Raw genomic sequence first — 26,736 nt, 5'->3', positions numbered from 1 at the left:
GGAAAAAGTCATGTTGCGCTATTTGTTTGCGGATGAATTGCATAAATTTCCGAAGCTGGCCGATGGGATGTTCCGCGACCGCGCGGATCAGTTCAAAACCCGGCTGGGCTGGGATGTTCACGTCAATGAAAACGGAGAGGAGCGGGATCAATACGATAATCTGAACCCGCTCTACGTCATCTGGGAGGAGGAGGACGGCAGCCACGGCGGGTCCATGCGTGTCCTGCCAACAACGGGCCGCGTCATGGTGAATGAGGTTTTCGGGCACCTGACAGGCGGTGAGCCGGTCAACAGCCCGCTGATCTGGGAGGTGACCCGCTTTTGCCTGTCCCGCACGGCCAGCCCGCATACCGCTGGGGCAATCATGCTGAGCGGAGGTGAAATCATGGAAGGGTTCGGCCTGACCCATATCGCGGGCGTCTTCGACGCGCGGATGATTCGGATCTATCGCCTCATCGGATCGTCGCCGATCGTGCTGGGGTCCGAGGGTAAGGGCCGCGACCAGATTTCGGTCGGGCTTTGGCCCTATTCCTCCGAAGACTGCTATCGCGTGGCGGAACGCGCGGGCATCCCGCGTGAATTGTCCCGATTGTGGTTCAAGACCGCGTTCGGGACCGGGCGGCAATACCGGTTTGCCTTGTCCGCCTAAGGCGCGCGAAAAGGCAATTCCGTATCTGGTGATAGCTGGCGTGGCCCTGTAGGGTCGCGCCATGTCTTTGCCTCCCGTGACCTTCTCTGACGATCAGGCCGCCGCCTATGACAGCATCGCCGAGATGCTGAAATCCGCCGGAGTTGATCTGGATGACGATGCCCTGTTGAAGCTGCCCGGCAGCGGAAAATCCGGTGTCATGGCGGTCATCGGTAAGGCGGGGTCCGGGAAAACCCTTTTGCTAGCAGAGCTTTACAAGGCTCTTGCTGAAACGGGTGTTCAGATCGTCTCGGGCGACTTTGAAAGTCGCAAAGCGCGCGAAAAGCGCAGCTTGGCCATCCTCGCGCCAACTAACAAGGCAGCAAGCGTGTTGCGCCTGCGCGGGGTGCCTGCGACGACGATCCATCGTATCCTATATACGCCGGTATATGACCCCGAATACGAACGCATTGCCGAATGGCTGGCGGGCAATGATGATCGCCCCGAGATCGAGGGGCTGACGGACGAAGCGCTGGACCGCGCGGCTGCGTTCTACCAGAACAACAAATCCATCCCCGGCGCTTTGGCGGCCGCGGGGTTGCGCGGCTCGGATTTCATTACGGGCTGGAAACGCCGGGATGAGCCTCTCGATATCGGGTTCGTGGACGAAGCCTCGATGCTGGATGACCGCCAGTTTGAGGACCTGCAAGAGATTTTCCCTACTCTGCTGCTGTTCGGTGATCCCGCACAGTTGGCCCCGGTCAATCAATCCGGCAGCATGGTGTTTGACGCACTGCCTGAGCCGCGAAAGCAGATTTTGCACCGGGTGCACAGACAGACTGCGGACAATCCCATTCTGGACCTCGCCCATGCGCTGGCCGACCCTCAGATGGGTTTCGAGGATTTTGAACGGCTGGTCGAACAGACCGCCCAACGGGATGACCGCGTTGTCTGGGGGCAAAGGGTCGAAGTTGATCTGATGGCGCGCAGCCCCGTTCTGGTCTGGCGCAACGCGACGCGTATCCGTCTGATTCAAGCGTTCAGGCACGTCCACGGCGCACCTGATACCGAGTTGCTGGAGGGTGAGCCGCTGATCTGCGACGGGATCGAGCTGCCTTTGAAGCATCGCAAAAAGCGTCTTGATCTTGAGGCGCGCGGGCTGATCAAGGGCGCGCAGGTCATCTATCTTGGGCCGGGGCGCAAACCGGGGTTTTCTCGGTTGCACGTCATGGGGGCCGAAGACCCGCAGGTCAGCGCCGCGTCGATTGTCAAAATCGAAATGCCGGATGAGGAAGAACCCTTTATCCCATATGCCGCGCGAATGGGCGCAACCTTTCTGCACGGGGCGGCAGTGACGATCCACAAGGCGCAAGGGTCGCAGTGGGACACGGTTCAGGTTTTTGCGCCGGACATCTATGCAGCGGCCCGGATGGGGCGAACAGAGGCTGGGCAGCCGCTGTGGAAGCGGCTGGCTTACGTGGCCATCACGCGCGCGCAGGAGAGGTTGATCTGGGTGGTGCGCAACCGCTTGGCTAAACCCACCCACCCACTGCGAGTGGATGATCTGCGTGCGGTTCCGGCGGCCTCGCTGACATTGGAGGCGGAAGAAACATGAAGACGATCATAGTCACAGGGGCCAGCGCGGGCATCGGGCGCGCGACGGCCGAGCTTTTTCTGGATGAAGGGTGGACAGTCGGGCTTTTGGCGCGCAGCGGGGACACTTTGGCAGCGATGGCCAGTGGTCGACCTAATGCTGTTCCCTTGCCAGCGGATGTGACCGAGCCCGAGGCGGTTTCGGGCGCGTTCAACCGCTTTCTCGACAAAGCCGGACGATTGGATGTGCTGTTCAACAACGCGGGAATATTTGCGCCCGGCGGAACGATTGACGAAATCGCGCTGGCGGATTGGTACCAAAGCGTCAACGTCAACCTGAACGGGATGTTCCTGTCAGCACGCGAAGCGTTCCGGATCATGCGGCACCAATCGCCGCAGGGTGGACGTATCATCAATAACGGTTCGATTGCAGCGCACGTGCCGCGCCCTAACTCGGTCCACTATTCGGCGACGAAACATGCAATCACCGGCCTGACTCGCAGCCTGTCTTTGGACGGGCGCGATTTCGGGATCGCCTGCGGTCAGATTGATATCGGCAACGCGCGGACGCAGATGGTGCAGGGATTGGTCGACAATGCGATCGCGGCGGGTGAGCAACCCGATCCAACCATGGCGGTTGAGGACGCGGCCCGGTCCGTGTTTCACATGGCGTCCCTGCCAGCTGAGGCCAATGTGCAGTTCATGACCGTGATGGCGACAACCATGCCCTATATCGGTCGCGGGTAGCCGTTAGTTCTCACGCAGCAAACGGAAAGCGGTGGACGCACCCCAGCCCGCAGCAATGGCGATCACCAAAGACATCAGCCCGTACCAGACGGGTTGCTGACGGGACAGGTTATAGAGAAAACGCTCTAGTCCAACCTTGCGGACGTCAATGGTTGTTTCAAAGCTCGATACGACCGATCCGCCTCGGGTCAGGAAGATACGCGCGGTATAGTCACCTTCGGTCAGATCGGCAGGCATGGCGATCGAGGTTCTAAACAGGGTCTGCTCATCCACAGCGACGGTGTCCTCACGGATCGAGTAGAGCCCCTCATCCTCGCGGATGCGGACCACGGCATCTGCAAAGTCCTGCGCGCCTCGTATATGCATTGCCGCACCGACCGAGCGGATAGCCCGCTCGATCGAAATTCTGTACCGCAGGTCCTCGGTGTCGGACAGGATGTCGTCCAAAGGGGCACTGGTGGCGACGGCATAGAAACTGGGCGCAAGATCAACCAAGACGCTGTCGGTGTTTACCCAAATCCCCAGCTTGCGTTCCTTGCGTCTGACCATGACGGGGCTTGAAGGGCCGGCGACGGCCACGACCACCTCCAGCGGTGGGCCTGAGGGGATAGGTGTCTCACGCTTGACCGCGCCGAAGATCAGGATTTCCGAGCCATCAAATGTCGCCGTAATGGCCACGCGGTCATGGCTGAGGCCAAGCACGACCTGCTCATCTTCGGCAAGCGCAGGGGTGACGCATAACGCAAAAAGCAGGATCAGGCGTTTCAGCATGATCAGTGCCCCCCCTCAGTGCCAAGCGAGTAGAGCTCGGAGGGTTCGATCAGCAAGTCCAGGGCCAGTTTGCCGCAAACGACCAGAACCAGCGCCGCCAGAAGCACGCGCAGCTGTTCCGCAGGCATCCGCGCTCCGATCACCGTTCCGATCTGCGCGCCGACGACCCCGCCGACCAGAAGAAGAACGGCCAGTACGATGTCCACCGTATAGTTGGTGGTCGCATGCAGCATGGTGGTAAAGCCTGTCACAAAGATGATCTGGAACAGCGAAGTTCCGACCACGACCTTTGTTGGCATCCCCAACAGATAGATCATCGCGGGGACCATGATAAATCCGCCGCCAACACCCATGATCGCGGACAGAACGCCGACGCACAAGCCGACCAGCATGGGCGGGATAACCGAGATATACAGGCCCGAAGTGCGGAACCGCATTTTGAACGGCATCGCGTGAACCCAACCGCGTTGACGCCGGGGGGCAGGGGTACTGCCCCCTTTCTTGGACTTGCGCAGCGCGTTGAGGCTTTCGATGAACATCAGGCTGCCGACAACGCCAAGGAAGACGACATAGCAAAGTGTGACCAGCAAATCGACCTGGCCAAGGCTTTTTAGGTGGTTGAATACCACTACACCAAGGGCCGCGCCTATCAATCCCCCCGTCAGAAGAACGGTTCCCATCTTGAGGTCGACGGTCTTTCGTCGGAAATGCGCCAGAACGCCAGAGAAGGACGACGCCACGATCTGGTTGGCCTCGGTCGCCACAGCCACAGCCGGAGGGATGCCGATGAAGAAAAGCAGCGGTGTCATGAGGAACCCGCCACCAACCCCGAACATACCGGAAAGAATACCAACCATCCCGCCTAGCCCCAGCAGCAGAAAGGCGTTTACAGAGACTTCGGCGATGGGAAGGTAAATCTGCATAGTACTTTAACGGTTGAGGCTGGATGCATCGCGCAGCGCGACACAGTCCGGCGAAATAGGATGTGGTCGCGCGTCAATGCAAGCAGGGGCGGTTGCACGGACCCACAGGCCAAAAGTGGAGTGTCCAGTTGGTGCGCCTGACAGATGCGCTTGAATTTGCGCTGCTGCCTGGACCCAAACACGTACCAGTGCGCCCGGCACCCCGGCGAGTCTTGCTTCGAGGTCGGCTATCACAGGAAACACACGCATACCTCTTTAGAACCTTTGCGGCATGCAAAATCAACTCTGCATGCCGCTATGCAGCGAACAGGACTGAACTGTGTCCGAAACTGGACTTATCAACGCTCTTTCACATAGGGCTCGCCGCCCGCGCGCGGTGGGATAGCTTTGCCTACGAACCCGGCCAGAATAACGACCGTCAGAATGTAGGGCAGGGCGTCCATGACCTGAACCGGGATAACGACACCCCCCAGGTCGATGTTCTGGAACCGCAGCGCGACCGCTTGCAAAAGACCAAACAACAGGCAAGCCCACATTGCATGCCACGGCCGCCATTTCGCAAAGATCAACGCGGCCAGCGCGATGAAGCCGCGCCCGGCCGTCATGTCCTTGACAAACCCTGCTTGTAGGGCCGTCGCCAGATACGCACCGGCAATGCCGCACAGAACGCCGCAGATCGCAACGGCGGCATAACGCAGGCCAACGACGGAAACTCCGGCTGTGTCCACGGCGGCGGGATTTTCACCCACGGCGCGCAGACGCAAGCCGAAACGGGTGCGGTACAATATCCACCATGTCGCAGGCACCATGAGAAAGGCGACATAGACAAGGATTGAATGACCTGAAAGCAGTTCGGAATAGATCGGTCCGATCACGGGAACCCCGGCAAGCTGCTCGGAAAAGGGGAAGTTGATTGGGGTGAACCGACCTCCGCCGAATAGGGATGGCGTGCGGCCACCTTGCTGGAACCAACTCTGCGCGACCAGTACAGTCATGCCCGCCGCAAGAAAGTTGATGGCAACCCCCGAGATCAATTGGTTGCCCCGGAACGTGATCGAGGCCAGCCCATGAAGGCCGGAGAGGATCAGAGATGAGCCAATTCCAGCAAGCAGGCCCAGCCAGACCGAACCGGTCACAGCGGCCAGAGCTGCCGAGAAGAACGCGGCCATCAGCATCTTGCCCTCAAGCCCGATATCGAAAATGCCAGCGCGTTCGGAATACAGCCCGGCAAGACAGGCCAGCAACAGCGGTGTCGCCAGGCGGATCGTCGAGTCCAGGATTTGGACGAGCGTCACGAAGAATTCCATCACTCTGCTCCTTTCCGCAGGCTCAGGAACACTTTTTCAAGCGGCATCCTCACCATATTGTCCAGTGCTCCGGTGAATAGGATCACAAGCGCCTGAATAACGACGATCAGTTCGCGCGGGATGGACGTCCAAAGCGCCAACTCCGCCCCGCCCTGATAAAGAAATCCAAACAGGATCGCAGCCAGGAACACGCCGAACGGGTGTGATCTGCCCATCAGTGCCACCGCGATACCGATAAATCCGGCGCCCTCGGTCGAGTTGAGGACCAGCCGCTCGGCCTCGCCCATAACGTTGTTGATCGCCATAAGTCCGGCCAAGGCACCGGATATCAGCATGGCGACGATGGTAATGCGCACCGGTGAAATACCGGCATAGACCGCACCAGTTTCCGAGTGGCCATAGGCGCGGATTTCATACCCCAGACGAGTTCTCCAGATCAGTGCCCAGACCACGACGCAGGCAAAGATCGCAACCAGCAGGGAAATGTTTGCCGGTGCTGCCTTTGAAAAGTTGATCCCGATCGGGGCCAGCAGCTCATGCAACGTGGGTAGGTGGACCGTTTCCGAAAACCGCGCCGTCGCTGGATCCATTGACCCTTCGGGGCGCATCACATTGACAAGCATGTAGTTCAGAAGGGCCGCAGCTATAAAGTTGAACATGATCGTGGTGATCACGATATGGCTGCCACGCTTGGCTTGCAGATAAGCCGGAATCGCCGCCCACGCCGCGCCGAACAGCATCGAAGCAGCACAGGCCGCCAGCAGCGCGATGCTCCAATGCGGCCAAGGGACATACAGACAGACCAGAGCAACCCCCAGCCCGCCCAGCATGGCCTGTCCCTCGCCCCCGATGTTGAACATCCGCGCGTGAAAGGCGACGGCAACGGCGAGGCCGGTAAACATGAAGTTGGTGGCGTAGTAGAGGGTATAGCCCCAGCCGTAAGTAGACCCAAGCGCGCCCGACACCATCAACTTTACGGCTTCGACCGGGTTTTCTCCGATGGCGAGAATAACCAGCGCCGACAGGATTGCGGCCAGCATCAGGCTGATCAGCGGGATCAGAACGACGTCGGCCCATTTGGGCATTTTATCCATCTTACGCGGCCTCTCCCGCAACACCGGCCATCAACAGGCCCAATTCTTTTTCATCTGTTTCATGGGGCAGACGCTCACCCATTATATGTCCATCGAACATCACGGCGATCCGGTCAGATAGCGAAAAGATTTCCTCAAGCTCGACCGAAACCAGCAGGATCGCCTTACCCTGATCGCGCAGAGCGACGATCTGTTTGTGAATGAACTCGATCGCGCCGATGTCGACGCCGCGTGTAGGTTGCCCGACCAGCAGCAGATCGGGGTTTCGCTCGATCTCGCGCGCGACGACGATCTTTTGCTGGTTCCCGCCCGAGAAGTTCTTGGCCGCCAGCCAGCCATCAGGCGGGCGGACGTCGAATTTTTCGATTTTACGTTCGGTATCAGCACGCAGGGCAGCGTTGTCCATGAAGATCCCGCGTTTATAGGCCGTGTCCCGGTGATAGCCGAAGGCCACGTTCTCCCAGGCGTGGAAATCCATGATCAGACCCTCGCGCTGGCGGTCTTCAGGCACGTGGGCGATGTGTTGCGCACGCCGCGCCTGCCCATCCGACCCTGCACCGCTGAGCGCAAGCGGCGTACCGTTCAATTTGATCGAGCCTTGGCCAGAGCGCATTCCGCCCAGAACTTCCAACAATTCGGATTGCCCGTTTCCGGCAACTCCGGCAATTCCCACGATCTCGCCCGCGCGGACAGTCAGGTTTATGCCTTTGACACGCTCGACACCTGCTTCATCAATGACTTGCAGGTTTTCAATCTCAAGGATGGGTTTGCCCGGCTGAGCTGGCACCTTGTCGACCTGCAGCAGAACCTTGCGGCCCACCATCAGCTCGGCCAGTTCCTGCGGATTGGTGTCAGCCGTCTTTACCGTGGCCGTCATCTGGCCGCGCCGCATGACAGAGACTGTGTCGGTGGCCTCCATGATCTCGCGCAGCTTGTGGGTGATGAGGATGATCGTTTTGCCTTCTGCGCGCAGACGATCAAGGATTCGGAACAACTGATCAGCTTCGGCAGGTGTCAGCACGCCGGTCGGCTCATCAAGGATCAGAATCTCGGCCCGGCGGTACAGCGCCTTTAGGATTTCAACACGCTGCTGCATCCCCACACCGATCTCGTCGATGCGTTTGTCTGGGTCCACGAACAGCTCATATTCTTCTTCCAGCGCTTTCAGTTCCTTGCGCGCCTTTGATAGAGACGGGGCCAACAACCCGCCATCCTCGGCTCCCAGAACAATGTTTTCTAGAACAGTGAAGTTTTCGACCAGCTTGAAATGCTGGAACACCATCCCGATGCCGGCCGCGATTGCTGCTTGACTATCTGGGATGTCGGTTTTGGTGCCGTTGATCCATATCTCGCCCTTATCGGCTTTGTAAAAGCCGTAGAGGATGCTCATCAGCGTGGATTTGCCTGCACCGTTTTCACCGATGATTCCGTGGATCGTACCGGGGGCTACGCTAATGGAAATGTCTTTATTGGCCTGAACCGGCCCAAAGGCTTTGGAAATCCCTTTGAGCTCAATGGCGGGGACGGTCATGTCTTGTCCTCAGTTGCCGAAGGGCCGCATACACATCGCGGCAGAGTGGGTGTGAGGCGGAGGCAACCCCCGCCCCACGCGATATCAGAACTGAAGTGCCGGGCAGCTATCGTTCTCGTAGTAGCTTACGACAGAGATGTCTCCGTCGATGATGCCTTTGCGCGCGTCTTCAACCGCGTCGGCCATCTGGGGCGAAACCAGTTCCTTGTTGTTGTCGTCCATCGCAACGCCGACGCCATCTTCGGCCAGACCCATGGTGAACACGCCTGTTTCAACATCTTCGCCAGCGGTCATCGCGTCATAGACCGCAACGTCCACTCGTTTCAGCATCGAAGTCAGAACTTTGCCCGGGTGCAGGTGGTTCTGGTTGCTGTCCACGCCGATCGACAGGATGCCTTCGTCGGCAGCGGTCTGCAGAACACCAACGCCGGTGCCGCCTGCGGCCGCATAGATCACGTCAGCGCCCTGGCTGATCTGTGCCTTGGTCAGCTCGGAACCCTTCACCGGGTCGTTCCATGCGGCAGGGGTGGTGCCGGTCATGTTGGCGACAACTTCGATGTCAGGGTTCACGGCCTTGGCGCCCTGGGCATACCCACAGCCAAAGTGACGGATCAGCGGGATGTCCATGCCACCGATGAACCCAACGGTGCCGGACTGAGACGCCATGGCCGCCATCATGCCAACCAGATACGAACCCTCGTGCTCAGCAAAGCTGACCTGACGGATATTGGGTGCATCCAGCCAGTTTACGTCAACAGCGACGAACTTGGTGTCGGGATAGTCACCTGCAACAGCGGCAAGTGGGTCGGCCATCGCAAAGCCCATTGTGATGATCGGGTTCGCGCCTGCTTCGGCAAAGCGGCGCAAGGCTTGTTCACGCTGCGCTTCGGACTGAAGCTCAATCTCGCGGTACGTGCCGCCGGTTTTGTCTGCCCAACGCTGCGCACCGTTATGCGCGGCTTCGTTGAACGACTTGTCGAACTTGCCACCCAGATCGAAGATCAAGGCCGGTTCAGCCAATGCAGCACCCGCAGTCAGCGCGACAGCGGCGGCGGCACCCATCAAGGATTTCATCAGGCTCATTTCATACTCCCGTTGGTTATTGTCGGTCGGAGCCATTGCAGCCCCGTTTACCCACTACAGAGCGAGCATAACTCTTGTGATGGAAGGAATTAAGGCCGTTTGCAATGGCCGGGGTCAACAGATTTTTGACCAGCTGGTCGAAGAAAATTGCGGCACGGCCTCAAGTCAGGTCGAATTCCATAACTGCGGCGTCAATTTTTCTGTTGTTTTCCTGCTGATAGTACCCTTTGCGCAGTCCACAATTGCAGTAGCCAATCTGTTGGTACAACGCGATGGCGGGATAGTTGTTCACGGCAACTTCCAAAAACGCGCGGGTTGCGCCCAATTTTTTGGCTTCTGCGTGCCACTCAGCCATTCGCTTTCTTGCCAGACCTAATCTTTGCGCCGAAGGATGGGTCGCTATCGTAAGCAACTCGGTCTCATCTGCGATGACTTGAAACAGAGCGAAAGATTGAGGGGTGCCAATGGCATGCGTAAATCGGTTGGACAGCAGGTCGGCAAATTCCGCAGCGGTCCAGGGGCGCGACTGCGTGAAGGAAGCAGCGTGCGTTTCTGCCAGCTCGTCCGGGGTCATTCGTCCAGCAGTATTGGCGGCCGGTCCTTGGATGGCGCGGCGTCAGCGGGCCGCACATAGAGCGGAGCGGGAGGCTCGGTCACACTCTGCCACCTTTGCGCCGCGATGCTGGCAATGGCGCGGGCTTGGGTATCTGGGTTGTCATTGAACACGAGCGGGCCGAGTGATTCTGCATATTCCAATGCAACCAGTTCAGGGTCTGCTCCGACCAGCGAAATATAGACCTGTCCCCGAGGCGCGCGGATCGCGGGCAAGGCGCCCTCGTGAGATGCTGCCAACGCCTCAAGACCTGACACACCAACAGCGGGAACACCAAGACCAAGCGCCAGCCCCCGCGCGGCAGAGACAGAGATGCGGATGCCGGTGAAGTTTCCAGGGCCGATCCCGACCCCGATAGCCGACAGGTCGCGCCAAGTGTGTCCTGCCTCGGTCAGAACTTCCTCAAGCATGGGCATCAGCCGTTCGGCCTGACCGCGTGACATGGGTTCGACACGCGAAGCGATGATCTGATCGCCCTGCAACAAAGCGGCCGCGCAATGCGCGGCCGATGTGTCAAACGCCAAAATGACCGGTTCAGACGGCAACGGGTCGAACCTCGGTCACTTCCGGGATGTAGTGGCGCAACAGGTTCTCGATTCCCATCTTGAGCGTCAGGGTCGATGACGGGCAGCCTGCGCACGCGCCCTGCATGTGCAGATAGACAACGCCCCGGTCAAAGCCGTGAAATGTGATGTCGCCACCATCCTGCGCAACCGCTGGGCGCACGCGACTGTCCAGCAAGTCCTTGATTTGATTTACGACTTCTGCGTCTTCACCTGTATGCTCGGCATGGCCAGATTCCGTCTTGGCATCTGCGCCCATAACCGGTTGCCCGGACTGGTAGTGCTCCATCACGGCGCCCAGAATTGCGGGTTTGATGTGATCCCACTGGATATCGTCCGATTTGGTCACCGTCACGAAATCGTTGCCGAAAAATACACCGGTTACGCCGTTTACACCGAATATCCGGCTCGCCAGAGGCGATTTTTCTGCCGCTTCCGCAGTTGGAAAGTCCGCAGTTCCCATTTCCAGCACGGTTTGTCCGGGCAGGAACTTCAGCGTTGCAGGGTTCGGCGTGGATTCGGTCTGGATGAACATGGCGCAGCTCCGTTTCAGTTGTCTCTGATATGCGGGTCTGCGACCGGGAAGTCAAGATTTGGAACCGTTCTAAATTGCCGACGCCAGTTTGATAGCATCTTCCAGCCGGTCATCCCCCCAGAACAGCTCATCGCCGACCAAAAAGCTAGGAGCGCCAAATAGCCCGTTGTCCTGCGCTGTTTTGGTCTGTGTCTTCAGCGCGGCCTTGGCCGAAGGATCCTGCGTCTTGGCAAGTAAATCCTGCGGCAATCCTGTTTCAGCAAGACAGGCACGCAGAACAGCGTCGTCCGCAATGTTTTGCCCGTTTGCAAACTCTGCCGAATACACCGCACGGCTGAATGCGGCCCTTTGTGTGTGATCTTCGATAGCCAGCGCCAGTCGTGCCGCTTTCAGGCCGTTCTGCGGAAACGGATCGGGCCTTTGGAAGGGCAAGTTCCGCTGGGCTGTCAATCGCTCCATGTCACGCCACATGTAACGACCTTTGGCCGGATAGACGTTAAACGGCGAGTCGTTCCATCCCTGGGCCACGAAAATCGGCCCAAGCAAAAAGGGCTGCCATTCGACGGAAACCCCGTGTCGGCCCGCAATTTCTTCAATGCGCATCGCGCTGAGATAAGAATAGGTCGAGGCGAACTCGAACCAGAACTGGACACTGCGCGGCATGGCCGTTCCTCAGGTGATTTCTTCCAGCTTTTCTTTGCTCAGATCACCGGGAACAATCGTGATCGGAATGGGCAGGCTGCCCGAATTCTTGGTGAGTTGGGTTACCAAAGGCCCGGGACCTTTCTTTTCGACCCCAGCACCCAGCACCAGCACGCCGATCTCAGGGTCGGACTGTACATGTTCTATGATCTGCGCCACCGGTTCGCCTTCGCGAATGGCCAGTTCCGGGTCGACGCCCTGTTTGTCGCGCATCCACTTGGCGAAAACCTCGTAATGGGCGTGAATGCGTTCCCGCGCTTCTTCGCGCATCACCTCGGCCACGCCGATCCAGTGGTTAAACTCATCGGGCGGGATCACCGACAGGATCGTCACGCCGCCGCCGGTATGGGCAGCACGCATCGCCGCAAACCGCATGGCGTTCAGGCATTCGCGGCTATCATCCAGTACGACCAGGAACTTACGCATGGGTGTCCTCACTCATTTGGGCGATCATGCCCGACCAGATGCGTGCTGGCAACCGAAGCCTAACGCGTGCTGGCCGCCCAATCCCAGTACAGCTCGCGCGCGCGCCGGGCGATGGGCCCGACCTGATATTGCGTGTCCTCCAGCGCCGTGACCGGAGTGATCTTGCTCATGTTGCCGGTCATAAAGACCTCATCGGCCTTATGGAAATCATCAAAGGTCAGGACAGATTCGTGCACGGTCACGCCGTCGGCACGTAGGTTTTCGATGTGGCGCGCACGCGTGATCCCGGCAAGGAAAGTGCCGTTGGGGGTAGGGGTAAAGACCTCGCCATCACGGACCATGAAGATATTGGCAGTGGCGGTTTCAGCCACATGCCCAAGCGCATCAGCCACCAGAGCATTTGCAAAGCCCTTGGACCGGACCTCTTGCAGCATCCGCGCATTGTTGGGGTAAAGACAGCCCGCCTTGGCGTTCACCACCGCTGATTCCAGAACCGGACGGCGGAATCGGGTGTAGCCCAGCGTGGCCGAGGCCGCCTCGGGTGCCATCGGAATTTCTTCCAGGCAGATGGCAAAACCGGTGCTGTTTTCCTGCGGCACAATCGCGGTCGCGTCCCCGTCGATGCCCCAATACATCGGGCGGATATAGACGGCAGAGTCGGGCGCATAGCTTTCAAGACCCTCGCGCACGATTTCGACCATCTGGTCTGTGGTCACCGTCGGCGTCAACATCAGCGCCTCGGCCGAGCGGTTCACGCGGGCGCAATGCGCCTTTAGGTCGGGTGCCAGCCCATCGAAGTACCGCGCCCCGTCAAAGACAGACGACCCCAGCCACGCACCATGATCAGCCGCGCGCATGATCGGGGCATCCCCGTCATGCCATTGACCTTCAAAATAGGTGCGGATGTTTTTGCCGACTGCCATGACGCCCTCCTAAGCTTTGCGCAAACCTAGGAAGACGTAACGGCAACGTCCAGCGCAATCAGCCCTGTTTTGCACCGACCATGCCTACGATGTCGTAGGTCTGTTGCAGGATCGGGGCCGCAATCGCGCGTGCTTTTTTGGCACCATTGGCCAGTATCCGATCAATCTCGGCCTCTTCCCCCATCAGACGAGCCATCTCGGACGAGATCGGGGCCAGCTTGGATACGGCCATCTCTGCCAGCATCGGTTTGAACTCACCAAACTGTTTGCCACCCACTTCGGCCAGCACTTGATCGGCTGTTTGGTCGCTGAGGGCCGCGTAGATATTCACCAGATTGCGTGCCTCGGGACGTTCCGACAGGCCGTCAACCTCAGAAGGCAGGGCATCCGGGTCCGTCTTGGCCTTGCGGATTTTCTTGGCAATGGCGTCTGCGTCATCGGTCATGTTGATCCGGGTCATGTCCGACGGGTCCGAAGACGACATCTTGCGCGATCCGTCCCGTAGGTTCATCACGCGCGGCGCGGGGCCACCGATGACGGGCTCGGTCACCGGAAAGAATTCAACGCCATAGTCGTGGTTGAACTTGATGGCGATGTCGCGGGTCAGTTCCAGATGCTGTTTCTGATCCTCGCCCACAGGCACATGCGTCGCGTGATAGGTCAGAATATCCGCCGCCATCAGCGCTGGGTATGCAAACAAGCCAAGCGAGGCGTTTTGTGCGTTCTTACCCGCCTTGTCCTTGAACTGCGTCATCCGCTGCATCCAGCCAATTCGGGCGATACAGTTGAAAATCCACGCCAGTTGCGTGTGCTCGGGCACCTGGCTTTGGTTGAACAGGATGGATTTTTCCGGGTCCAGCCCGGCGGCGATAAAGCCTGCGCAAACCTCGCGGGTTTTTTCACGCAGACGGGCGGGGTCTTGCCAGACGGTGATCGCATGCAGGTCGACCATGCAATAGATGGTCTCGTAATCCTCGCCCTGCATATCCACAAAACGCTTGAGCGCACCCAGGTAATTACCAAGGTGCAGGTTTCCCGAAGGCTGGATGCCGGAAAACACGCGCGGCGTGAATTGGGTTTCGGTCATCGAAGGGAACTCCCGTCTGGAAAAATCAGCCCCCGTCGCTTACCCATGAGGCCAAGGGACGTCAACAGCCGCGAAAGGCCAGCCCAATGAGCAGTGAGCATTATACACCTGCCGTGAACCCTCTGCCGCCTGTTGTGGTGGCGTTGGTTCTGTTCATCTTCGGGATCGAGCTGATCTTTACGCTGGGCGCACGCGGGCTGGTCGGAGGGCCAACTGCAGTCGGTTGGCGGCTGGACGCGCTACAGCAGTATTCGTTTTCGCCGGACATCTTTGACTGGATGGTTGAGAATGGCCGGTGGCCATTCGAGCATTTGATCCGTTTTGTGACCTATCCGTTCGTGTCGGCCAATTTCACGCAAGCCGTGTTTGTCTGTGTCTTTGTGCTGGCCATGGGCAAGATGGTGGCCGAAGTGTTTGGCGGCCTGCAGATGCTGGTGATCTTTGTGCTGTCCGGCATCGGCGGCGCGTTGATCTATGCTGTGCCGCTTGATCCGCAATACCCGCTGGTCGGAGGTTTCCCTCCGGTCTACGGCCTGATCGGAGCGTTCACGTGGATTCTGTGGCGAAAGCTGTCGCTGGTCGGAGAGAACCAGTCGCGCGCTTTCAGCCTGATTGCGGTGTTGATGGGCATCCAGTTGCTGTTTGGTCTTCTTTTCGGCGGGACGCTGGATTGGGTCGCTGATCTGGGTGGGTTTGCCACCGGTTTTGGCTTGTCGTTCTTTCTGGCTCCGGGCGGATGGGCGCGGATCGTGGGCCGCATCCGCCGGGATTGATCACGACCGGCGCAGAGCCGTCTTGAACTCGGACACCTTGAAGGCACCCAACAGGTGGCCAAGAAGGAAATACGTGACGGCGGCCACCAAGATCAGCAGCATCAACGCAAGATACCGCCAGCCGGGTACGTGGAACGCCCAGCCGAACAGGTGAATGGCGGCGAAAAGAACAACGCCCATCCCGGCAGATGCCGCCATGATGCGCCACGCGCGGTGTTTGAAGCGGTCGTCAAACCGGGCTTCTTCCCCCATGCGCCGTGCCCCGATGATCAGCAGCCCGACCATGGCCCAGCCTGCGGCCGAGGCCGCGATTGCAGGCGCAATCCATCCCACCACCGGATACAGCCCGAAGGCCAGCCCAGCGTTGATGATCATGGCGACCACCGCATAGTGAAAGGGTGACCGGGTATCCTCGCGCGCAAAGAACAAAGGCTGCAGCAGCTTTTGCAGCATGAAGGCGGGCAATCCAATTCCGTAAATCGCAACAGCAAGCGCCGTCGCTGCCGTGTCCTCGGCGCTGAACTGTCCCCGTTCAAACAGGACCGACACCAACGGATTCGGAATGATCACAAAGGCCACAGTCGAAGGGATCGTCAGCAGCAGCGTAAACTCCCCTGCGCGCGAGAACGCGTTACGTGCGCCGTCTTTGTCATCGGCGCGCAGGCGTCGCGACAGGTCGGGCAGCAGGACAATGCCAACAGCGATGCCCACGACACCCAAGGGCAACTGGTACAGGCGATCGGCTGCAAACAGCCAGCTAACGGCCTTTTCCGTCTTGGACGCCACAAGCTGGCCGACCACAAGATTGACCTGCGTCACCCCCATGGCGAGCGCTGCGGGAACGGCGATGCGCACCATGCGCCGCATCGCGGGGCTGAGCTTGGGCAGGCCGGGGCGAATGCGGATCCCGGCACGCTCGGTCGCGCCCCAGACCAACGCGAGTTGCGCGATACCGGCCAGCGGGATTACGGCGATCAGCCAGCGGATCACTTCCCCGCCGGACATGGCCCCCGCGATCAGGGCGGTGCAGGCAAAGACATTGAGAAGAACCGGCGCGGCCGCCGCAGCCGCAAACCGGCCGGTGGCGTTCAGAACGCCCGAAAACAACGCGGCCAGCGACATGAACAGGATGTACGGGAACACGACATAGCCGTAGTCGACCGCCAGATCGAACCGCTCATCGCCGTAGAACCCCTCGGCCGTGACCCAGACCAGAGCAGGCATGAAAACCATGGCAAGCCCGACCAGTGCCAGCACCGCAACAGCCAACAGGTTGAAGGCGTCCTGCGCAAAGCCCTGCGCGTCCTCGTCGCCTTCCAGCCGTTTCGAGAACATCGGCACAAAAGCTGCGTTGAACGCACCCTCGGCGAAAAAGCGGCGGAACATGTTTGGCAGGCGAAAGGCGGCGACAAACGCGTCCATCACCGGCCCCGGCCCGATATAGGCCGTGAGCAGAATTTCACGCAGGAACCCCAGTATCCGGCTGGCCAGAGTCCAGAACCCGACCGTGAACAGGCCCGAAAACAGTCGGATCTGCTTCATGAGGCAGCGCGCTCGGCGCCCTCGGTAATGGCTTTGCGCAGCTTGGTCTCCAGCGTGCGCTGCTTGCCTTCCGAGTGGTATTTCAGCCCGAACATGTCTTTGACATAGAAGGTATCGACCACCTGCTCGCCATAGGTCGCGATCACGGCATTTGCCACATAAACATTGGCGGCGGCCAGTGTGCGGGCCAGATCATACAGCAGGCCGGGGCGGTCGCGGGTATCAACTTCGATGATGGTGTAAATCTCGGACCCGTCATTGTCGAAGATGATATGAGTGGGCACGTTGAACGCGCGTTCGCGTTTCTTGATCTTGTCGCGGGTTTTCAGTGCATCCCGCGCGACCACTTCACCTTTGAGAGTCTTGTGGATCATCTGCGTCAGGCGCGGCAGTCGGCTGGCCTCGAACGGGCGGCCATCAGAATCCTGAATCCAGAACGCATCAGTGACGTACCCGTCCTTGGTGGTATAGCTGCGGGCATCCACTACGTTGGCCCCGACCAGAGCCAGCGCCCCCGCGATGCGCGCAAAGATGCCGGGGTGGTCGCCCATGGCAAAGCACGCTCGGGTCGCGTCGCGGTCCTCGTCCGGGTGCAGGCGGATTTCCATTCCTCCCGGATCGCCGCTGCGGTCCAGCTCGAGCAACATCTCTGCAAACTCGACATGGGTCGACAGGTTCAGACCTTGCCAATAGGGGTCATAGTGGCGGGCGGTTTCCGTTTTCAGATCGGTCTTGGACCAATCGGCCAATTCCGTGCGCAACGCTTTTTTGGCCCCGGCCCCGCGATTGGCACGGTTGAGGTCTTCCATCCCGGTCTCAAGCGCGCGCTTTGTTTCGGCATGAAGGGCGCGCAGCAGGGTAGCTTTCCAGTTGTTCCACGTGTGCGGGCCAACGCCGCGAATATCGCAAACGGTCAAAACCGTAAGCAGGTCCAGCCGCTTGACCGTCTTCACGGCCTTGGCGAAATCGCGCACCGTGCGCGGGTCAGAAATATCGCGTTTCTGGGCCATGTCCGACATCAGAAGGTGATACCGGACAAGCCATTCGACCGTTTCCGAATCCTTTTTGTTCAGCCCCAATCGCGGTGCAACCTTACGAGCGATCTGCGCCCCCAGAATCGAGTGATCCTCTGGTCGTCCCTTGGCGATGTCGTGCAACAGCAGTGCGACGTACAGCACCTTGCGGTTCACTCCGCCCTTCAGGATTGACGAGGCCAAAGGCAGGGATTCCACCAATTCACCGCGTTCGATCTGCGCCAGATTGACGATGCACTGAATGGTATGCTCGTCCACCGTATAGCTGTGATACATATTGAACTGCATCATTGCCACGATGTGCTCGAACTCGGGCAGGAAGGCGGACAGGACGCCCAATTCGTTCATGCGTCGCAAGGCCCGTTCCGGGTTCCCATGTTTCAGCATCAGGTCGAGGAAAATGCGCTGTGCTTCCTTGTTCTCGCGCATGTCCTCATCGATCAGATGCAGGTTGGCGCTGACCAGTCGCATCGCGTCAGGGTGGATCAGCATTCCGGTGCGCAACCCTTCTTCAAACAGGCGCAACAGGTTCAGCTTGTCCGACAAAAACGTGTTGGCGTCAGCAACATCCAGCCTGCCGTGAACGACCCTGTAGCCGGGTTTGACGCGAGGACGCCTGCGAAAGATGCGCTCGAGCAGGGCAGCGCCCTTCATGTGCGAGGCTTCCAGCTTGGTCAGAAAAATGCGGGTCAACTCACCCACGCGCGTGGCTTCGCGGAAATAGCGCTGCATGAATACTTCGACCGCACGGCGACCGGCGCGGTCCTCATAGCCCATGCGCTCGGCGACCTCGACCTGCAGGTCGAAAGTCAGCTGTTCGGTTGCCCGGCCTGTCACCAAGTGCAGGTGGGACCGAACGGCCCAAAGGAATTCTTCCGCCTGCGCGAACGTTTTGAATTCTTCGTCAGTGATCAATCCCAACGGCGCAAAGTGGTCGAAATCCTGCACGTCATACACATACTTCGCGATCCAATAGAGCGACTGCAGGTCGCGCAGACCGCCTTTGCCTTCTTTGACGTTGGGCTCGACCATATAGCGCTGGCCTTGCTTTTTGTGCCGCTCGTCGCGTTCCTGCAGCTTGGCTTCGATGAACTGACGCTCGCTGCCCTTGAACAAGTCTTCGCGCAGGCGCTTTTTCAGTTCTTCGCCCAAGGCAGAGTCACCGGCCAGATACCGTTGCTCCAACATGGCTGTGCGAATGGTGAAATCCTCGGCGCCCAGCCGCAGGCAGTCCTTGATCGTGCGCGAAGAATGTCCGACCTTCAGCCGCAAATCCCACAGGATGTAGAGCATGGATTCGATCACGCTCTCGGCCCATGCGGTGATTTTGTAGGGCGTCAGGAACAACAGATCGACATCGGACGCAGGTGCCATTTCTCCACGACCGTACCCGCCGACCGCAAGAACCGAGATCTTTTCGCTCTTGGTTGGCGTGGCAAGTGGATGCAGATCCTGGCTGGCGACCTGCATCGCGGTGTAGACCAGGCCGTCGGTCAGATATGTATATGATCGCGTCAGCGGTCTGGCATCGAAGGGGCGCCGCGCAAAGGCATCGGCTATGGCCTGACGCCCTGATTTCTGGGCATCACGAAGAATTCGCACGGTTTCGCTGCGCCGTGCGGTATTGTCCGAGGTCTTGTCAAAGGCTTCCGACAGTTGCGCCATGACATTGGCGCTGTCGAAAATTTCTTCAGCCGGGCAAATCAGCTCGCCACGCGGGACGAGGGTCAGGGCCGGTCGGTCAGAAACCGGCGCCAGAGAAGCTTTGTGGGGCAGGGTCAATCACTACTACCTGTTTATTCTGGATCGTGGCGACAGCCAGACCGCGTTCGTTCGTACCGTTCGAGCGCAGGCGGAAGATCCCGCCGACGCCTTGGAATCCGGCATTCTGTGTAAGCGCTGACGCCGTCAACGCATCCGATTTGCCTTGGCTGACCAAAGCGGCAATGGCCGCGATACCGTCATAGGCAAGGCCGCTGATCGGGTGGGGGGCTTCACCATAGGTGTTGTTGTAGCGCTGGCGATAGGCTTGCGCCTTGGAAGGGTCGGGCAGGGCGAACCAGCCTCCTTGCACGCCCGGCAATTCCAGCGTTTGGGACGGGATATCCCAGCGTGTCAGGCCAATAAACTGTGTTGTTGCAGGTGAAATGCCTGCCTCGGGCAGCAATTGCGAGTACAACGGCAGCGCCCCCGCAGTGGTCGCGGTCAGAAAGATCGAATCAGCGCCCGCCGCATCCACAGTAGCCTTGATCGTGGGCACCGAGTTGATGACACCCTGCTGCGAGCGGTCATAGGCTACCGTTCCGGCATTGTTCACGCGGCTGCTGCTCAGCGCGTTTGCGATCGCGGATTGCCCAAGCTGCCCGGCAGCATCCGTGCTGTGAACAATCACGGTGCCTGTTTTGCCCTGAGACCCGGCGAAATTGACCAGCCTGTTGGCCGTGTTGTCAAAAGTCGGCCCAAGCACAAATACATTCCCACCCGCGATGCTGGTGTTGTTCGAGAATGACAGCACGTTGACGTTGTTGCTCAACACGGCAAGTCCGGCAGAATTTGCCGCCTGCGCGTAAACGGGGCCAAGGATGATTTTCGCCCCGTCTGAAACGGCGCGCTGGGCGACCTCGGCGGCGGTGTTGGAGCTGCCTTGCGTGTCATAGACCCGCAGATCAATGGTCACGTTTTGCAGGTCGGCCATTGCAAGGCGTGCAGCGTTTTCAAGGCTGCGCGCCAGGGCCGCATCACCAGACTGAGGCGAACCTGCGGGCACCAGAAGGGCGACGGGAACGGGCGCGGATGTATTGATTGATGGACCACCGCCAAGGTTGCCTGGTTCACAGGCAGCCAGAAACGCTGCGGTTGCCAATACGACGGCTGATTTCGCCAGTTTGCGAACGGGCTTGCAAACGATAAACATCTAAATGAAAACTCCCTGTCCCGGCGGCTTGGGGTACCGCAAGTCTGTTGGGTCGCGATAATAAACGTCACGCTGTGAGGGTCCAGCTTTGAATCATCAAAAAGTCAGATTGGGCGCGGGCCTGTATTTTGTTGCCACTCCGATCGGAACGGCGCGCGATATTACGCTCAGGGCGTTGGACCTGCTGGCCTCGGCTGACATGATCGCGGCCGAGGATACCCGCAGTCTGCGGCGGCTGATGGAAATCCACGGAGTTCCCTTGGACGGGCGGCGCATCCTGGCCTATCACGATCACAGCGGCGCAGGTGCCCGTAGCAAGATACTGGATGCGTTGCAGGATGGTCAGTCGGTGGTTTACGCGTCCGAGGCCGGGATGCCGCTGATCGCCGATCCGGGCTATGATCTGGGGAAACAGGCGGCCGAGGCAGGCCACATGGTGACTTGTGCTCCGGGGCCTTCGGCTGCGTTGATGGCCCTGACCCTTGCAGGCTTGCCAACAGATGCGTTCTTTTTTGCGGGATTTCTGCCGAATGCGTCCGGGGCGCGTCGGACTCGGGTCGAAGCGTTGAGGGATGTGCCAGGAACGCTTGTATTTTACGAATCGCCTAAACGTGTCGCCGCGTGTCTGGCGGATCTGGCCGATGTTTTAGGAGGGGACAGGCAGGCCGCAATGTGCCGGGAGCTAACCAAGAAGTTCGAGGAGGTTCGGCGCGGCACGCTGGGTGCGCTTTCGGCCGAGATCGCGGGGCAAACCGTCAAAGGCGAAATCGTTCTGCTGGTGGATCGCAGCCATTCGGAAACTGTTAACGAATCTGACGTAGAAGAGGCATTGAAACGTGCCTTGGAGACACATTCGGTGCGCGATGCTGCCGACCTTGTATCTGAAATGTACAAACTGCCGCGCCGACCGATCTACCAGAAGGCACTGAAGCTGGGAAAGGGATGAAATGTCCAGGCGATCCGTGCAAAGCTCTGTGTCTTTTCATGCGGGGCAGGCTGCGGAGTTACGGGTGGCCTCAGATTATGAGCGCCGCGGATTTACCATCCTGCATCGCCGGTGGAGAGGTGCAGGTGGTGAGATCGACTTGATCGCCAGAGATGCCGAAGGGCTGGTTTTTGTTGAGGTCAAGAAAAGCCAAACCTTCGATATGGCCGCAGCACGGATCAACCGCCGTCAAATGAACCGCATATGCGCGTCGGCCGCGCAATATCTGGAAAATGAACCGGGTGGGCAACTCACCAATGTTCGGTTCGACGCGGCGCTGGTGGACGCTTTGGGCGCGGTTCAAATCATCGAAAACGCATTTGATCTGGCTTGATGCCCATTGCACCCTTGGCCGCGCTGGGCCATGTATCTGGCGTGAAACTTAGGGACATGCCATGAAAATCGCCTTTCAGATGGACCCGATCGGGGCCGTGGATATCAATGCCGACAGTTCCTTCCGCCTTGCGGAAGAGGCGCAGAAGCGCGGCCATTCCCTGTTTTTCTACGGGCCTGATCAACTGGCCTATCAGGAAGGTCGCATAACGGCGCGTGGTCAGGACATGACGGTGCAGCGGATTGCCGGTAACCCGGCTGAACTGGGGTCCGAGCGTGAGGTGGATCTGGCCGAGTTTGACGTTGTCTGGCTGCGACAGGACCCACCGTTCGACATGCACTATATCACGTCGACGCATTTGCTGGATCGCCTCAAAGGGCAGACATTGGTGGTCAATGATCCGTTCTGGGTGCGGAACTATCCCGAAAAGCTGCTGGTGCTGGATTTTCCGGACCTGACCCCGCCCACGACCATCGCGCGCGACTTGCAGACCATCAAGGCGTTCAAGGAAAAGCACGGCGATATCATCCTCAAGCCGCTTTATGGAAACGGCGGCGCGGGTGTGTTTCGGCTGGATGCGAATGACCGCAACCTGACCTCGCTGCATGAGCTGTTCACAGGGTTCTCGCGTGAGCCGCTGATCGTGCAGAAGTTCCTGCCTGACGTCAGCAATGGCGACAAGCGCGTCATTCTGGTGGATGGAGAGCCGGTGGGCGCGATCAACCGAGTTCCAGCGGCAGGGGAGACCCGGTCAAACATGCATGTCGGCGGGCGGCCTGAAAAGATCGGCCTGTCCGAGCGCGATCTTGAGATTTGCGCCGCGATTGGTCCGTTGCTGAAGGAAAGAGGCCAGATTTTTGTCGGGATCGACGTGATCGGCGACTACCTGACCGAGATCAACGTGACCTCACCCACCGGCATTCAGGAGTTGGAGCGGTTTGACGGCGTCAACATCGCTGAAAAAATCTGGCAGGCGATTGAGGCCAAGGTCTAAGACGCGGCCTTGGCGCTGATGCGGAAACTTAGCGCTTCGGCAACGTGAGGGCGGCGGACATCAGGCGCGCCTTCCAGATCGGCTATCGTGCGCGCCACCCGCAAGATACGGTGAAAGGCGCGTGCGGACAGGCCAAACCGCTCGGCCGCCTTTAACAACAAGTCTTTGCCCTCGGCGTCTGGCGCTGCGATCTCTTCCAGCAGTTTACCTTCGGCGTCGGCGTTTTGATGCACCGAAGGGGTGTTGCCATATCTCTCGGCCTGAACTTGCCGAGCCTGCTCGACTCTTGCGGCGACAGTGGTTGAGCTGTCTCCGGACGGCGGTAGGTCAAGATCAGTGAATCCGACCGGAGGCACCTCGATCCGCAAGTCGAACCGGTCCATCAAAGGGCCGGAAATGCGGCCCAGGTAGTCCTCGCCACAGACAGGCGCGCGCGAGCAGGCTCGGGCCGGATCCGTCAAATACCCGCATTTGCAAGGGTTCGCGGCAGCGGCCAGCATGAATCGGCAGGGATATTTCACATGGGCGTTTGCCCGCGCGACCATGACCTCGCCGCTTTCGATAGGCTGCCTCAAGGTTTCAAGAACGGTGCGCGGAAATTCCGGGAACTCGTCCATGAACAGTACGCCGTTGTGAGCAAGAGAAATTTCCCCCGGCTTAGCCCCTTTTCCGCCGCCAACGATTGCAGCCATCGATGCTGTGTGGTGCGGTTCGCGAAAGGGGCGGGTGCGGCTGATCCCGCCTTCGTCAAGCAGCCCGCAAAGAGATTGGACCATCGACGTTTCAAGCGCCTCGGTCGGTGTGAGCGGAGGCAGGATGCTTGGTAAACGAGCAGCCATCATGGATTTGCCTGACCCTGGCGTGCCGATCATGATCAGGTGGTGCCGCCCGGCTGCTGCAATCTCCAGCGCGCGTTTAGCCCGTTCCTGCCCTTTTACGTCGCGCAGGTCGCGCGCGTTGGGCTCTAGGGTCACTTCTCCAGGCTTGGCGGCAGGTAACGGAGCCTGGCCCGAAAAATGACGAACGACGTCTCCCAAGGACTCGGCTCCGATAACCTGTGTCGCGTCCACCCATGCGGCTTCGGCGCTTGAGGACCGGGGGCAGAGCAGAATACGATCTTCCGCTGCGGCGGTCATCGCTGCGGGCAGGGCACCAACAACGGGTACAAGCGAGCCATCCAAGGACAGTTCACCCAGCGAAACCGCACCTTCGGCGGCGTCAGGCGGGATGATCTCTAGGGCGGTCAGGAGTGCGACCGCAATGGGCAGGTCGAAATGGCTGCCTTCTTTGGGCAGGTCGGCGGGCGATAGGTTGATGGTGATGCGTTTAGACGGCAGCGCGATGGCCATGGAGCTCAGGGCGCTGCGCACACGGTCGCGGGCTTCGGACACGGCCTTGTCCGGCAACCCGACGATGGAAAAGGCAGGAAGCCCCGGCGAGACGGCGCATTGCACCTCGACAGGGCGGGCGTCGACCCCTTGGAAAGCGACAGTGTGGGCTCGGGCAACCATAGGCGACCTTTTTGGTTAACAGGTCGTTGTTGCCATGTTGCCGGTTTATGAATCGTTAACGGCTTGCCTCATCGCAACGAATTTTGGCCATGCGTCGGGGTCGGCAACTGTCTTGTCGCGGCAAAACGGGTTGCAAAAGCCCCAACGCTGACCGTCAAGCTCGAGAAAGTCTGAGACCGGTTTGCCGGAATAGGGACAGGTGTCGTTGATTGACGGGCCGTCTTTTGCGTGGCTCGCGTTGGATGCGCCGCCTATTGGCCAAGGTTGGGTCTCTAGACTCTGTGGATAGGGAAACGGGCTGTACCGCACTGTCAGTCCCATTGCACGCCACTGCCGAACAGACGGGTCGGACAGAAGGTCAAGGCAGTATTCCCGACTGGCGTCCGAAACCGGCAATCCATACCCAATGATGCGGGCCGCGACCGGAGTGTAAAAGACATCCGCTAAGGAATAGGCTCCGAACAACGGGCCGGAGGTTGATCCCGATACGTCACGCGCATGGTTCCAGAGTGTCTCGATCCGGTTCAGATCAGACAGCGTTTCCGACGACGGTTCAAATCCTCGCCAGCAATGCTGTAGTTGCATCGAACACTGTCCGCGCAAAGCCGCGAAACCTGCCACCATTTCGGCGCAAAGCCACCGCGCGGTTGCGCGGGCGGCAGAGTCCTGCGGCCACATCCCGGCTGTAGGGTGACGTTCCGCCAGCGCTTCGGCCATCGCAAGGCTTTCACCGACGACGGTGCCATCGGGCAGGCGCAGTGCGGGGACAAGGCGCGCTGGCGAAAGGGGCTTCATGTCTTCGGCCATTGTGCCGGAATAAAGGCCGATCATATGGGTTCGGTAGGGCAGGCTGAACTTTTCCAGCATCAGCCAACCGCGCATGGACCAACTGGAAAACAGGCGGTCTCCGATATACAGATCATAGGTCATGGGTGCAGGATGGCGCGGAAAGACCGCTCGGTAAATCAGTGATTTGTGCGCGGTGTGATCACGGAAGATGATTGATCCGTCCCACCGACCAACGGTCGCCGTGGTGGGTAATTTCCGTCACCGAGAGATTGTCGATGCGATGGCTGAACACCTCTTGGGCATCAACGCCCAAAGCGCGCTGGACCTGAGTCAGGATGACGCCGAAATGTACGACTATCACCAAATCGCGACCGGTGTGGTTTGCGATGAGGCCGTCGATCACGGGGTCCACGCGTCTACGCACTTCGTTCCAGCTTTCGCCGTCAGGCGGCCGCACGTCGCCGGGATTGTCCCAGTAAGCGAAGGCAAGTTCAGGGTCTTCCGCCTCGATATCCTTGAAGCCGCGCAGTTCCCAAGTGCCGAAATTGATTTCTCGCAAATCGGGGTGATGGGCCAGGCGATGACGGTCTCCTTGAATGGCCGATGCCGTATCCGCAGCACGAGCCAAGTCGGACGAGATCACAACGGCGTTTCGCGGGAGATGATCGTGCAGTCGGGAAATAGCGGTGCGGTCGCTTAGGTCCGCTGGCAGATCGGACCAGCCAACCATGGTTTTCGCATGGGTAGGTCCGTGTCGGACAAGGTGTAAGCGGGTCATGGGAGTTGGCCTTTCAGAACCAAGGGTAGGCCGGCGGTGACCTGAACGACAAGATCGGCCTGTGCAGCTAGTGCAATGTTCAACCTGCCTTGTGCTTCGCGAAACTGACGGGACAGGGCGTTGTCTGGAACGATCCCTTGACCGACCTCATTGGACACAACCACTACAGGTGCCGCGCAGCCTTTCAGCGCGTCTAAAAATGCACGCTGGCACTGTTCCAGATCGTTCTCGGCCAGCAGGTGATTGGTCAGCCACATAGTCGCACAGTCGATCAGGCAGGCGTGGTCCGAAGTCAGCGTGGTCAATGCGGGTGCCACGTCCAGAGGGGCTTCGATTGTTAACCAATCTGGGCCGCGCTGGGCTTTGTGGCGGTCAACTTTTAGGCGCATCTCGTCATCAAACACTTGTGAAGTCGCGATGTATGCCTGGGTTTTTCCTAAAGAAACAACAAGTTGCTCGGCAAATGCCGATTTGCCCGAAGCTGCGCCCCCTATCACAAAGGTTAAATCCGGATACACTATTATTACCTTTCATGTGATCCACCCGGTGTTGTTCT

Annotated in this window: 27 protein-coding genes; 7 read left to right on the top strand and 20 right to left on the bottom strand. The window is 59.3% G+C overall.

All coding sequences use genetic code 11. The features are described from left to right. Positions 1-10: 10 nt before the first annotated feature. The 3 genes from ACR0KS_RS09380 (at position 11) to ACR0KS_RS09370 (ending at position 2,968) form a co-directional block, all read left to right on the top strand. Positions 11-649, top strand: a complete 639-nt coding sequence (locus tag ACR0KS_RS09380; RefSeq protein WP_170698136.1) for an acyl-homoserine-lactone synthase — start codon at positions 11-13, stop codon at positions 647-649. Positions 650-710: 61 nt separating this feature from the next. Then, complete coding sequence (locus ACR0KS_RS09375) at positions 711-2,243, top strand: AAA family ATPase (protein ID WP_170563557.1); 1,533 nt, start codon at positions 711-713, stop codon at positions 2,241-2,243. Beyond that, positions 2,240-2,968, top strand: coding sequence for an SDR family oxidoreductase (locus tag ACR0KS_RS09370; RefSeq protein WP_170563555.1), 729 nt, complete (start codon positions 2,240-2,242; stop codon positions 2,966-2,968). Before ACR0KS_RS09375 ends, ACR0KS_RS09370 begins: the two co-directional genes overlap by 4 nt. A gap of 3 nt (positions 2,969-2,971) precedes the next feature. Here ACR0KS_RS09370 and ACR0KS_RS09365 read toward each other — a convergent pair whose 3' ends face one another. The 13 genes from ACR0KS_RS09365 to trpS form a co-directional block, all read right to left on the bottom strand. After that, on the bottom strand, positions 2,972-3,739 hold the full coding sequence (locus ACR0KS_RS09365) for a TIGR02186 family protein (RefSeq protein WP_170563552.1): 768 nt from the start codon (positions 3,737-3,739) through the stop codon (positions 2,972-2,974). Between the two features lie 2 nt (positions 3,740-3,741). Further along, positions 3,742-4,662, bottom strand: a complete 921-nt coding sequence (locus ACR0KS_RS09360) for a sulfite exporter TauE/SafE family protein (protein ID WP_170563550.1) — start codon at positions 4,660-4,662, stop codon at positions 3,742-3,744. A 338-nt stretch (positions 4,663-5,000) separates the two neighbouring features. Then, entirely contained in the window at positions 5,001-5,969 is a 969-nt protein-coding gene (locus tag ACR0KS_RS09355) for an ABC transporter permease (RefSeq protein ID WP_170387546.1), read from the bottom strand. Further along, entirely contained in the window at positions 5,969-7,063 is a 1,095-nt protein-coding gene (locus ACR0KS_RS09350) for an ABC transporter permease (protein WP_170387548.1), read from the bottom strand. Before ACR0KS_RS09350 ends, ACR0KS_RS09355 begins: the two co-directional genes overlap by 1 nt. A gap of 1 nt (position 7,064) precedes the next feature. Beyond that, positions 7,065-8,594 (bottom strand): ABC transporter ATP-binding protein, encoded by a 1,530-nt coding sequence (locus ACR0KS_RS09345; protein WP_170563547.1) that lies wholly within the window; start codon positions 8,592-8,594, stop codon positions 7,065-7,067. 84 nt (positions 8,595-8,678) lie between these two features. After that, a complete protein-coding gene (locus ACR0KS_RS09340; RefSeq protein ID WP_170414874.1) occupies positions 8,679-9,677 on the bottom strand; it encodes a BMP family ABC transporter substrate-binding protein in 999 nt (332 codons plus the stop codon). Positions 9,678-9,837: 160 nt separating this feature from the next. Next, positions 9,838-10,251, bottom strand: coding sequence for a GNAT family N-acetyltransferase (locus ACR0KS_RS09335; protein ID WP_170563544.1), 414 nt, complete (start codon positions 10,249-10,251; stop codon positions 9,838-9,840). Beyond that, complete coding sequence (tsaB, locus tag ACR0KS_RS09330; protein ID WP_170563541.1) at positions 10,248-10,835, bottom strand: tRNA (adenosine(37)-N6)-threonylcarbamoyltransferase complex dimerization subunit type 1 TsaB; 588 nt, start codon at positions 10,833-10,835, stop codon at positions 10,248-10,250. The genes ACR0KS_RS09335 and tsaB overlap by 4 nt, the downstream gene beginning before the upstream one ends. Beyond that, entirely contained in the window at positions 10,825-11,388 is a 564-nt protein-coding gene (locus tag ACR0KS_RS09325) for a NifU family protein (protein ID WP_170387558.1), read from the bottom strand. Before ACR0KS_RS09325 ends, tsaB begins: the two co-directional genes overlap by 11 nt. Positions 11,389-11,457: 69 nt before the next feature. Then, complete coding sequence (locus tag ACR0KS_RS09320) at positions 11,458-12,051, bottom strand: 2-hydroxychromene-2-carboxylate isomerase (protein ID WP_170563538.1); 594 nt, start codon at positions 12,049-12,051, stop codon at positions 11,458-11,460. Positions 12,052-12,060: 9 nt separating this feature from the next. Next, complete coding sequence (locus ACR0KS_RS09315) at positions 12,061-12,516, bottom strand: universal stress protein (protein ID WP_170387562.1); 456 nt, start codon at positions 12,514-12,516, stop codon at positions 12,061-12,063. Positions 12,517-12,575: 59 nt separating this feature from the next. Next, positions 12,576-13,439: a branched-chain amino acid aminotransferase gene (locus ACR0KS_RS09310; RefSeq protein WP_170563536.1), complete on the bottom strand. Its 864-nt coding sequence runs from the start codon at positions 13,437-13,439 to the stop codon at positions 12,576-12,578. A gap of 58 nt (positions 13,440-13,497) precedes the next feature. After that, positions 13,498-14,526, bottom strand: coding sequence for a tryptophan--tRNA ligase (trpS, locus tag ACR0KS_RS09305; RefSeq protein ID WP_170563534.1), 1,029 nt, complete (start codon positions 14,524-14,526; stop codon positions 13,498-13,500). A gap of 86 nt (positions 14,527-14,612) precedes the next feature. Between trpS and ACR0KS_RS09300 the strand changes: the two genes are divergently transcribed. Further along, a complete protein-coding gene (locus ACR0KS_RS09300; protein ID WP_170485023.1) occupies positions 14,613-15,299 on the top strand; it encodes a rhomboid family intramembrane serine protease in 687 nt (228 codons plus the stop codon). Here the strand turns inward: ACR0KS_RS09300 and murJ are convergent, their stop codons facing one another. From murJ to ACR0KS_RS09285, 3 genes are read right to left on the bottom strand one after another with little or no spacing between them, the layout of a single operon-like run. Continuing rightward, complete coding sequence (murJ, locus tag ACR0KS_RS09295; RefSeq protein ID WP_170563532.1) at positions 15,300-16,841, bottom strand: murein biosynthesis integral membrane protein MurJ; 1,542 nt, start codon at positions 16,839-16,841, stop codon at positions 15,300-15,302. Continuing rightward, the gene (locus ACR0KS_RS09290) at positions 16,838-19,657 is read right to left on the bottom strand and encodes a [protein-PII] uridylyltransferase (protein ID WP_170563531.1); all 2,820 of its coding nucleotides are present in this window, start codon (positions 19,655-19,657) and stop codon (positions 16,838-16,840) included. The genes murJ and ACR0KS_RS09290 overlap by 4 nt, the downstream gene beginning before the upstream one ends. After that, the gene (locus ACR0KS_RS09285) at positions 19,617-20,789 is read right to left on the bottom strand and encodes a penicillin-binding protein activator (protein WP_170563529.1); all 1,173 of its coding nucleotides are present in this window, start codon (positions 20,787-20,789) and stop codon (positions 19,617-19,619) included. Before ACR0KS_RS09285 ends, ACR0KS_RS09290 begins: the two co-directional genes overlap by 41 nt. 88 nt (positions 20,790-20,877) lie before the next feature. Here ACR0KS_RS09285 and rsmI point away from each other — a divergent pair, with 88 nt between their 5' ends. The 3 genes from rsmI to gshB all read left to right on the top strand — a co-directional run bounded on the left by rsmI (position 20,878) and on the right by gshB (position 23,102). After that, positions 20,878-21,735: a 16S rRNA (cytidine(1402)-2'-O)-methyltransferase gene (rsmI, locus tag ACR0KS_RS09280; protein ID WP_170563527.1), complete on the top strand. Its 858-nt coding sequence runs from the start codon at positions 20,878-20,880 to the stop codon at positions 21,733-21,735. Between the two features lies 1 nt (position 21,736). After that, positions 21,737-22,108 carry a YraN family protein gene (locus ACR0KS_RS09275; RefSeq protein ID WP_170563525.1) on the top strand — a complete coding sequence of 124 codons (372 nt, stop codon included), beginning with the start codon at positions 21,737-21,739 and terminating at the stop codon, positions 22,106-22,108. A 61-nt stretch (positions 22,109-22,169) separates the two neighbouring features. Then, a complete protein-coding gene (gshB, locus tag ACR0KS_RS09270) occupies positions 22,170-23,102 on the top strand; it encodes a glutathione synthase (protein WP_170563523.1) in 933 nt (310 codons plus the stop codon). On the opposite strand, the gene ACR0KS_RS09265 is transcribed toward gshB, so the two are convergent. Genes ACR0KS_RS09265 through cobU form a run of 4 tightly spaced genes read right to left on the bottom strand, consistent with a single transcriptional unit; the run spans position 23,099 to position 26,698 of the window. After that, positions 23,099-24,613, bottom strand: a complete 1,515-nt coding sequence (locus tag ACR0KS_RS09265) for a YifB family Mg chelatase-like AAA ATPase (protein WP_170563521.1) — start codon at positions 24,611-24,613, stop codon at positions 23,099-23,101. The two genes, gshB and ACR0KS_RS09265, sit on opposite strands and share 4 nt — an antisense overlap. 45 nt (positions 24,614-24,658) lie before the next feature. Continuing rightward, positions 24,659-25,543: a glutathione S-transferase gene (locus ACR0KS_RS09260; RefSeq protein WP_170563519.1), complete on the bottom strand. Its 885-nt coding sequence runs from the start codon at positions 25,541-25,543 to the stop codon at positions 24,659-24,661. Positions 25,544-25,601: 58 nt separating this feature from the next. Beyond that, positions 25,602-26,180, bottom strand: a complete 579-nt coding sequence (locus ACR0KS_RS09255) for a histidine phosphatase family protein (protein ID WP_170563517.1) — start codon at positions 26,178-26,180, stop codon at positions 25,602-25,604. Further along, on the bottom strand, positions 26,177-26,698 hold the full coding sequence (gene cobU, locus ACR0KS_RS09250; protein ID WP_170563515.1) for a bifunctional adenosylcobinamide kinase/adenosylcobinamide-phosphate guanylyltransferase: 522 nt from the start codon (positions 26,696-26,698) through the stop codon (positions 26,177-26,179). Before cobU ends, ACR0KS_RS09255 begins: the two co-directional genes overlap by 4 nt. Positions 26,699-26,736: the final 38 nt, after the last annotated feature.

It is taken from the genome of Ruegeria sp. BC7, assembly GCF_056539165.1.
The sequence above is the reverse complement of the archived record's forward strand: the minus strand, read 5'-3'. Positions and strand labels throughout refer to the sequence as shown.

Excerpts from the sequence above, each read along its gene's own strand:
- ACR0KS_RS09285 (WP_170563529.1), bottom strand. The coding sequence starts at position 20,789 with ATGTTTATCGTTTGCAAGCCCGTTCGCAAACTGGCGAAATCAGCCGTC.
- ACR0KS_RS09360 (WP_170563550.1), bottom strand. The coding sequence starts at position 4,662 with ATGCAGATTTACCTTCCCATCGCCGAAGTCTCTGTAAACGCCTTTCTG.
- gshB (WP_170563523.1), top strand. The coding sequence starts at position 22,170 with ATGAAAATCGCCTTTCAGATGGACCCGATCGGGGCCGTGGATATCAAT.
- ACR0KS_RS09300 (WP_170485023.1), top strand. The coding sequence starts at position 14,613 with ATGAGCAGTGAGCATTATACACCTGCCGTGAACCCTCTGCCGCCTGTT.
- ACR0KS_RS09335 (WP_170563544.1), bottom strand. The coding sequence starts at position 10,251 with ATGACCCCGGACGAGCTGGCAGAAACGCACGCTGCTTCCTTCACGCAG.
- ACR0KS_RS09355 (WP_170387546.1), bottom strand. The coding sequence starts at position 5,969 with ATGGAATTCTTCGTGACGCTCGTCCAAATCCTGGACTCGACGATCCGC.
- ACR0KS_RS09365 (WP_170563552.1), bottom strand. The coding sequence starts at position 3,739 with ATGCTGAAACGCCTGATCCTGCTTTTTGCGTTATGCGTCACCCCTGCG.
- ACR0KS_RS09350 (WP_170387548.1), bottom strand. The coding sequence starts at position 7,063 with ATGGATAAAATGCCCAAATGGGCCGACGTCGTTCTGATCCCGCTGATC.
- ACR0KS_RS09255 (WP_170563517.1), bottom strand. The coding sequence starts at position 26,180 with ATGACCCGCTTACACCTTGTCCGACACGGACCTACCCATGCGAAAACC.
- trpS (WP_170563534.1), bottom strand. The coding sequence starts at position 14,526 with ATGACCGAAACCCAATTCACGCCGCGCGTGTTTTCCGGCATCCAGCCT.
- ACR0KS_RS09345 (WP_170563547.1), bottom strand. The coding sequence starts at position 8,594 with ATGACCGTCCCCGCCATTGAGCTCAAAGGGATTTCCAAAGCCTTTGGG.
- ACR0KS_RS09320 (WP_170563538.1), bottom strand. The coding sequence starts at position 12,051 with ATGCCGCGCAGTGTCCAGTTCTGGTTCGAGTTCGCCTCGACCTATTCT.
- ACR0KS_RS09375 (WP_170563557.1), top strand. The coding sequence starts at position 711 with ATGTCTTTGCCTCCCGTGACCTTCTCTGACGATCAGGCCGCCGCCTAT.
- ACR0KS_RS09275 (WP_170563525.1), top strand. The coding sequence starts at position 21,737 with ATGTCCAGGCGATCCGTGCAAAGCTCTGTGTCTTTTCATGCGGGGCAG.
- murJ (WP_170563532.1), bottom strand. The coding sequence starts at position 16,841 with ATGAAGCAGATCCGACTGTTTTCGGGCCTGTTCACGGTCGGGTTCTGG.
- ACR0KS_RS09325 (WP_170387558.1), bottom strand. The coding sequence starts at position 11,388 with ATGTTCATCCAGACCGAATCCACGCCGAACCCTGCAACGCTGAAGTTC.
- ACR0KS_RS09315 (WP_170387562.1), bottom strand. The coding sequence starts at position 12,516 with ATGCGTAAGTTCCTGGTCGTACTGGATGATAGCCGCGAATGCCTGAAC.
- ACR0KS_RS09370 (WP_170563555.1), top strand. The coding sequence starts at position 2,240 with ATGAAGACGATCATAGTCACAGGGGCCAGCGCGGGCATCGGGCGCGCG.
- ACR0KS_RS09380 (WP_170698136.1), top strand. The coding sequence starts at position 11 with ATGTTGCGCTATTTGTTTGCGGATGAATTGCATAAATTTCCGAAGCTG.
- ACR0KS_RS09260 (WP_170563519.1), bottom strand. The coding sequence starts at position 25,543 with ATGACCTATGATCTGTATATCGGAGACCGCCTGTTTTCCAGTTGGTCC.
- ACR0KS_RS09265 (WP_170563521.1), bottom strand. The coding sequence starts at position 24,613 with ATGGTTGCCCGAGCCCACACTGTCGCTTTCCAAGGGGTCGACGCCCGC.
- ACR0KS_RS09340 (WP_170414874.1), bottom strand. The coding sequence starts at position 9,677 with ATGAGCCTGATGAAATCCTTGATGGGTGCCGCCGCCGCTGTCGCGCTG.
- ACR0KS_RS09310 (WP_170563536.1), bottom strand. The coding sequence starts at position 13,439 with ATGGCAGTCGGCAAAAACATCCGCACCTATTTTGAAGGTCAATGGCAT.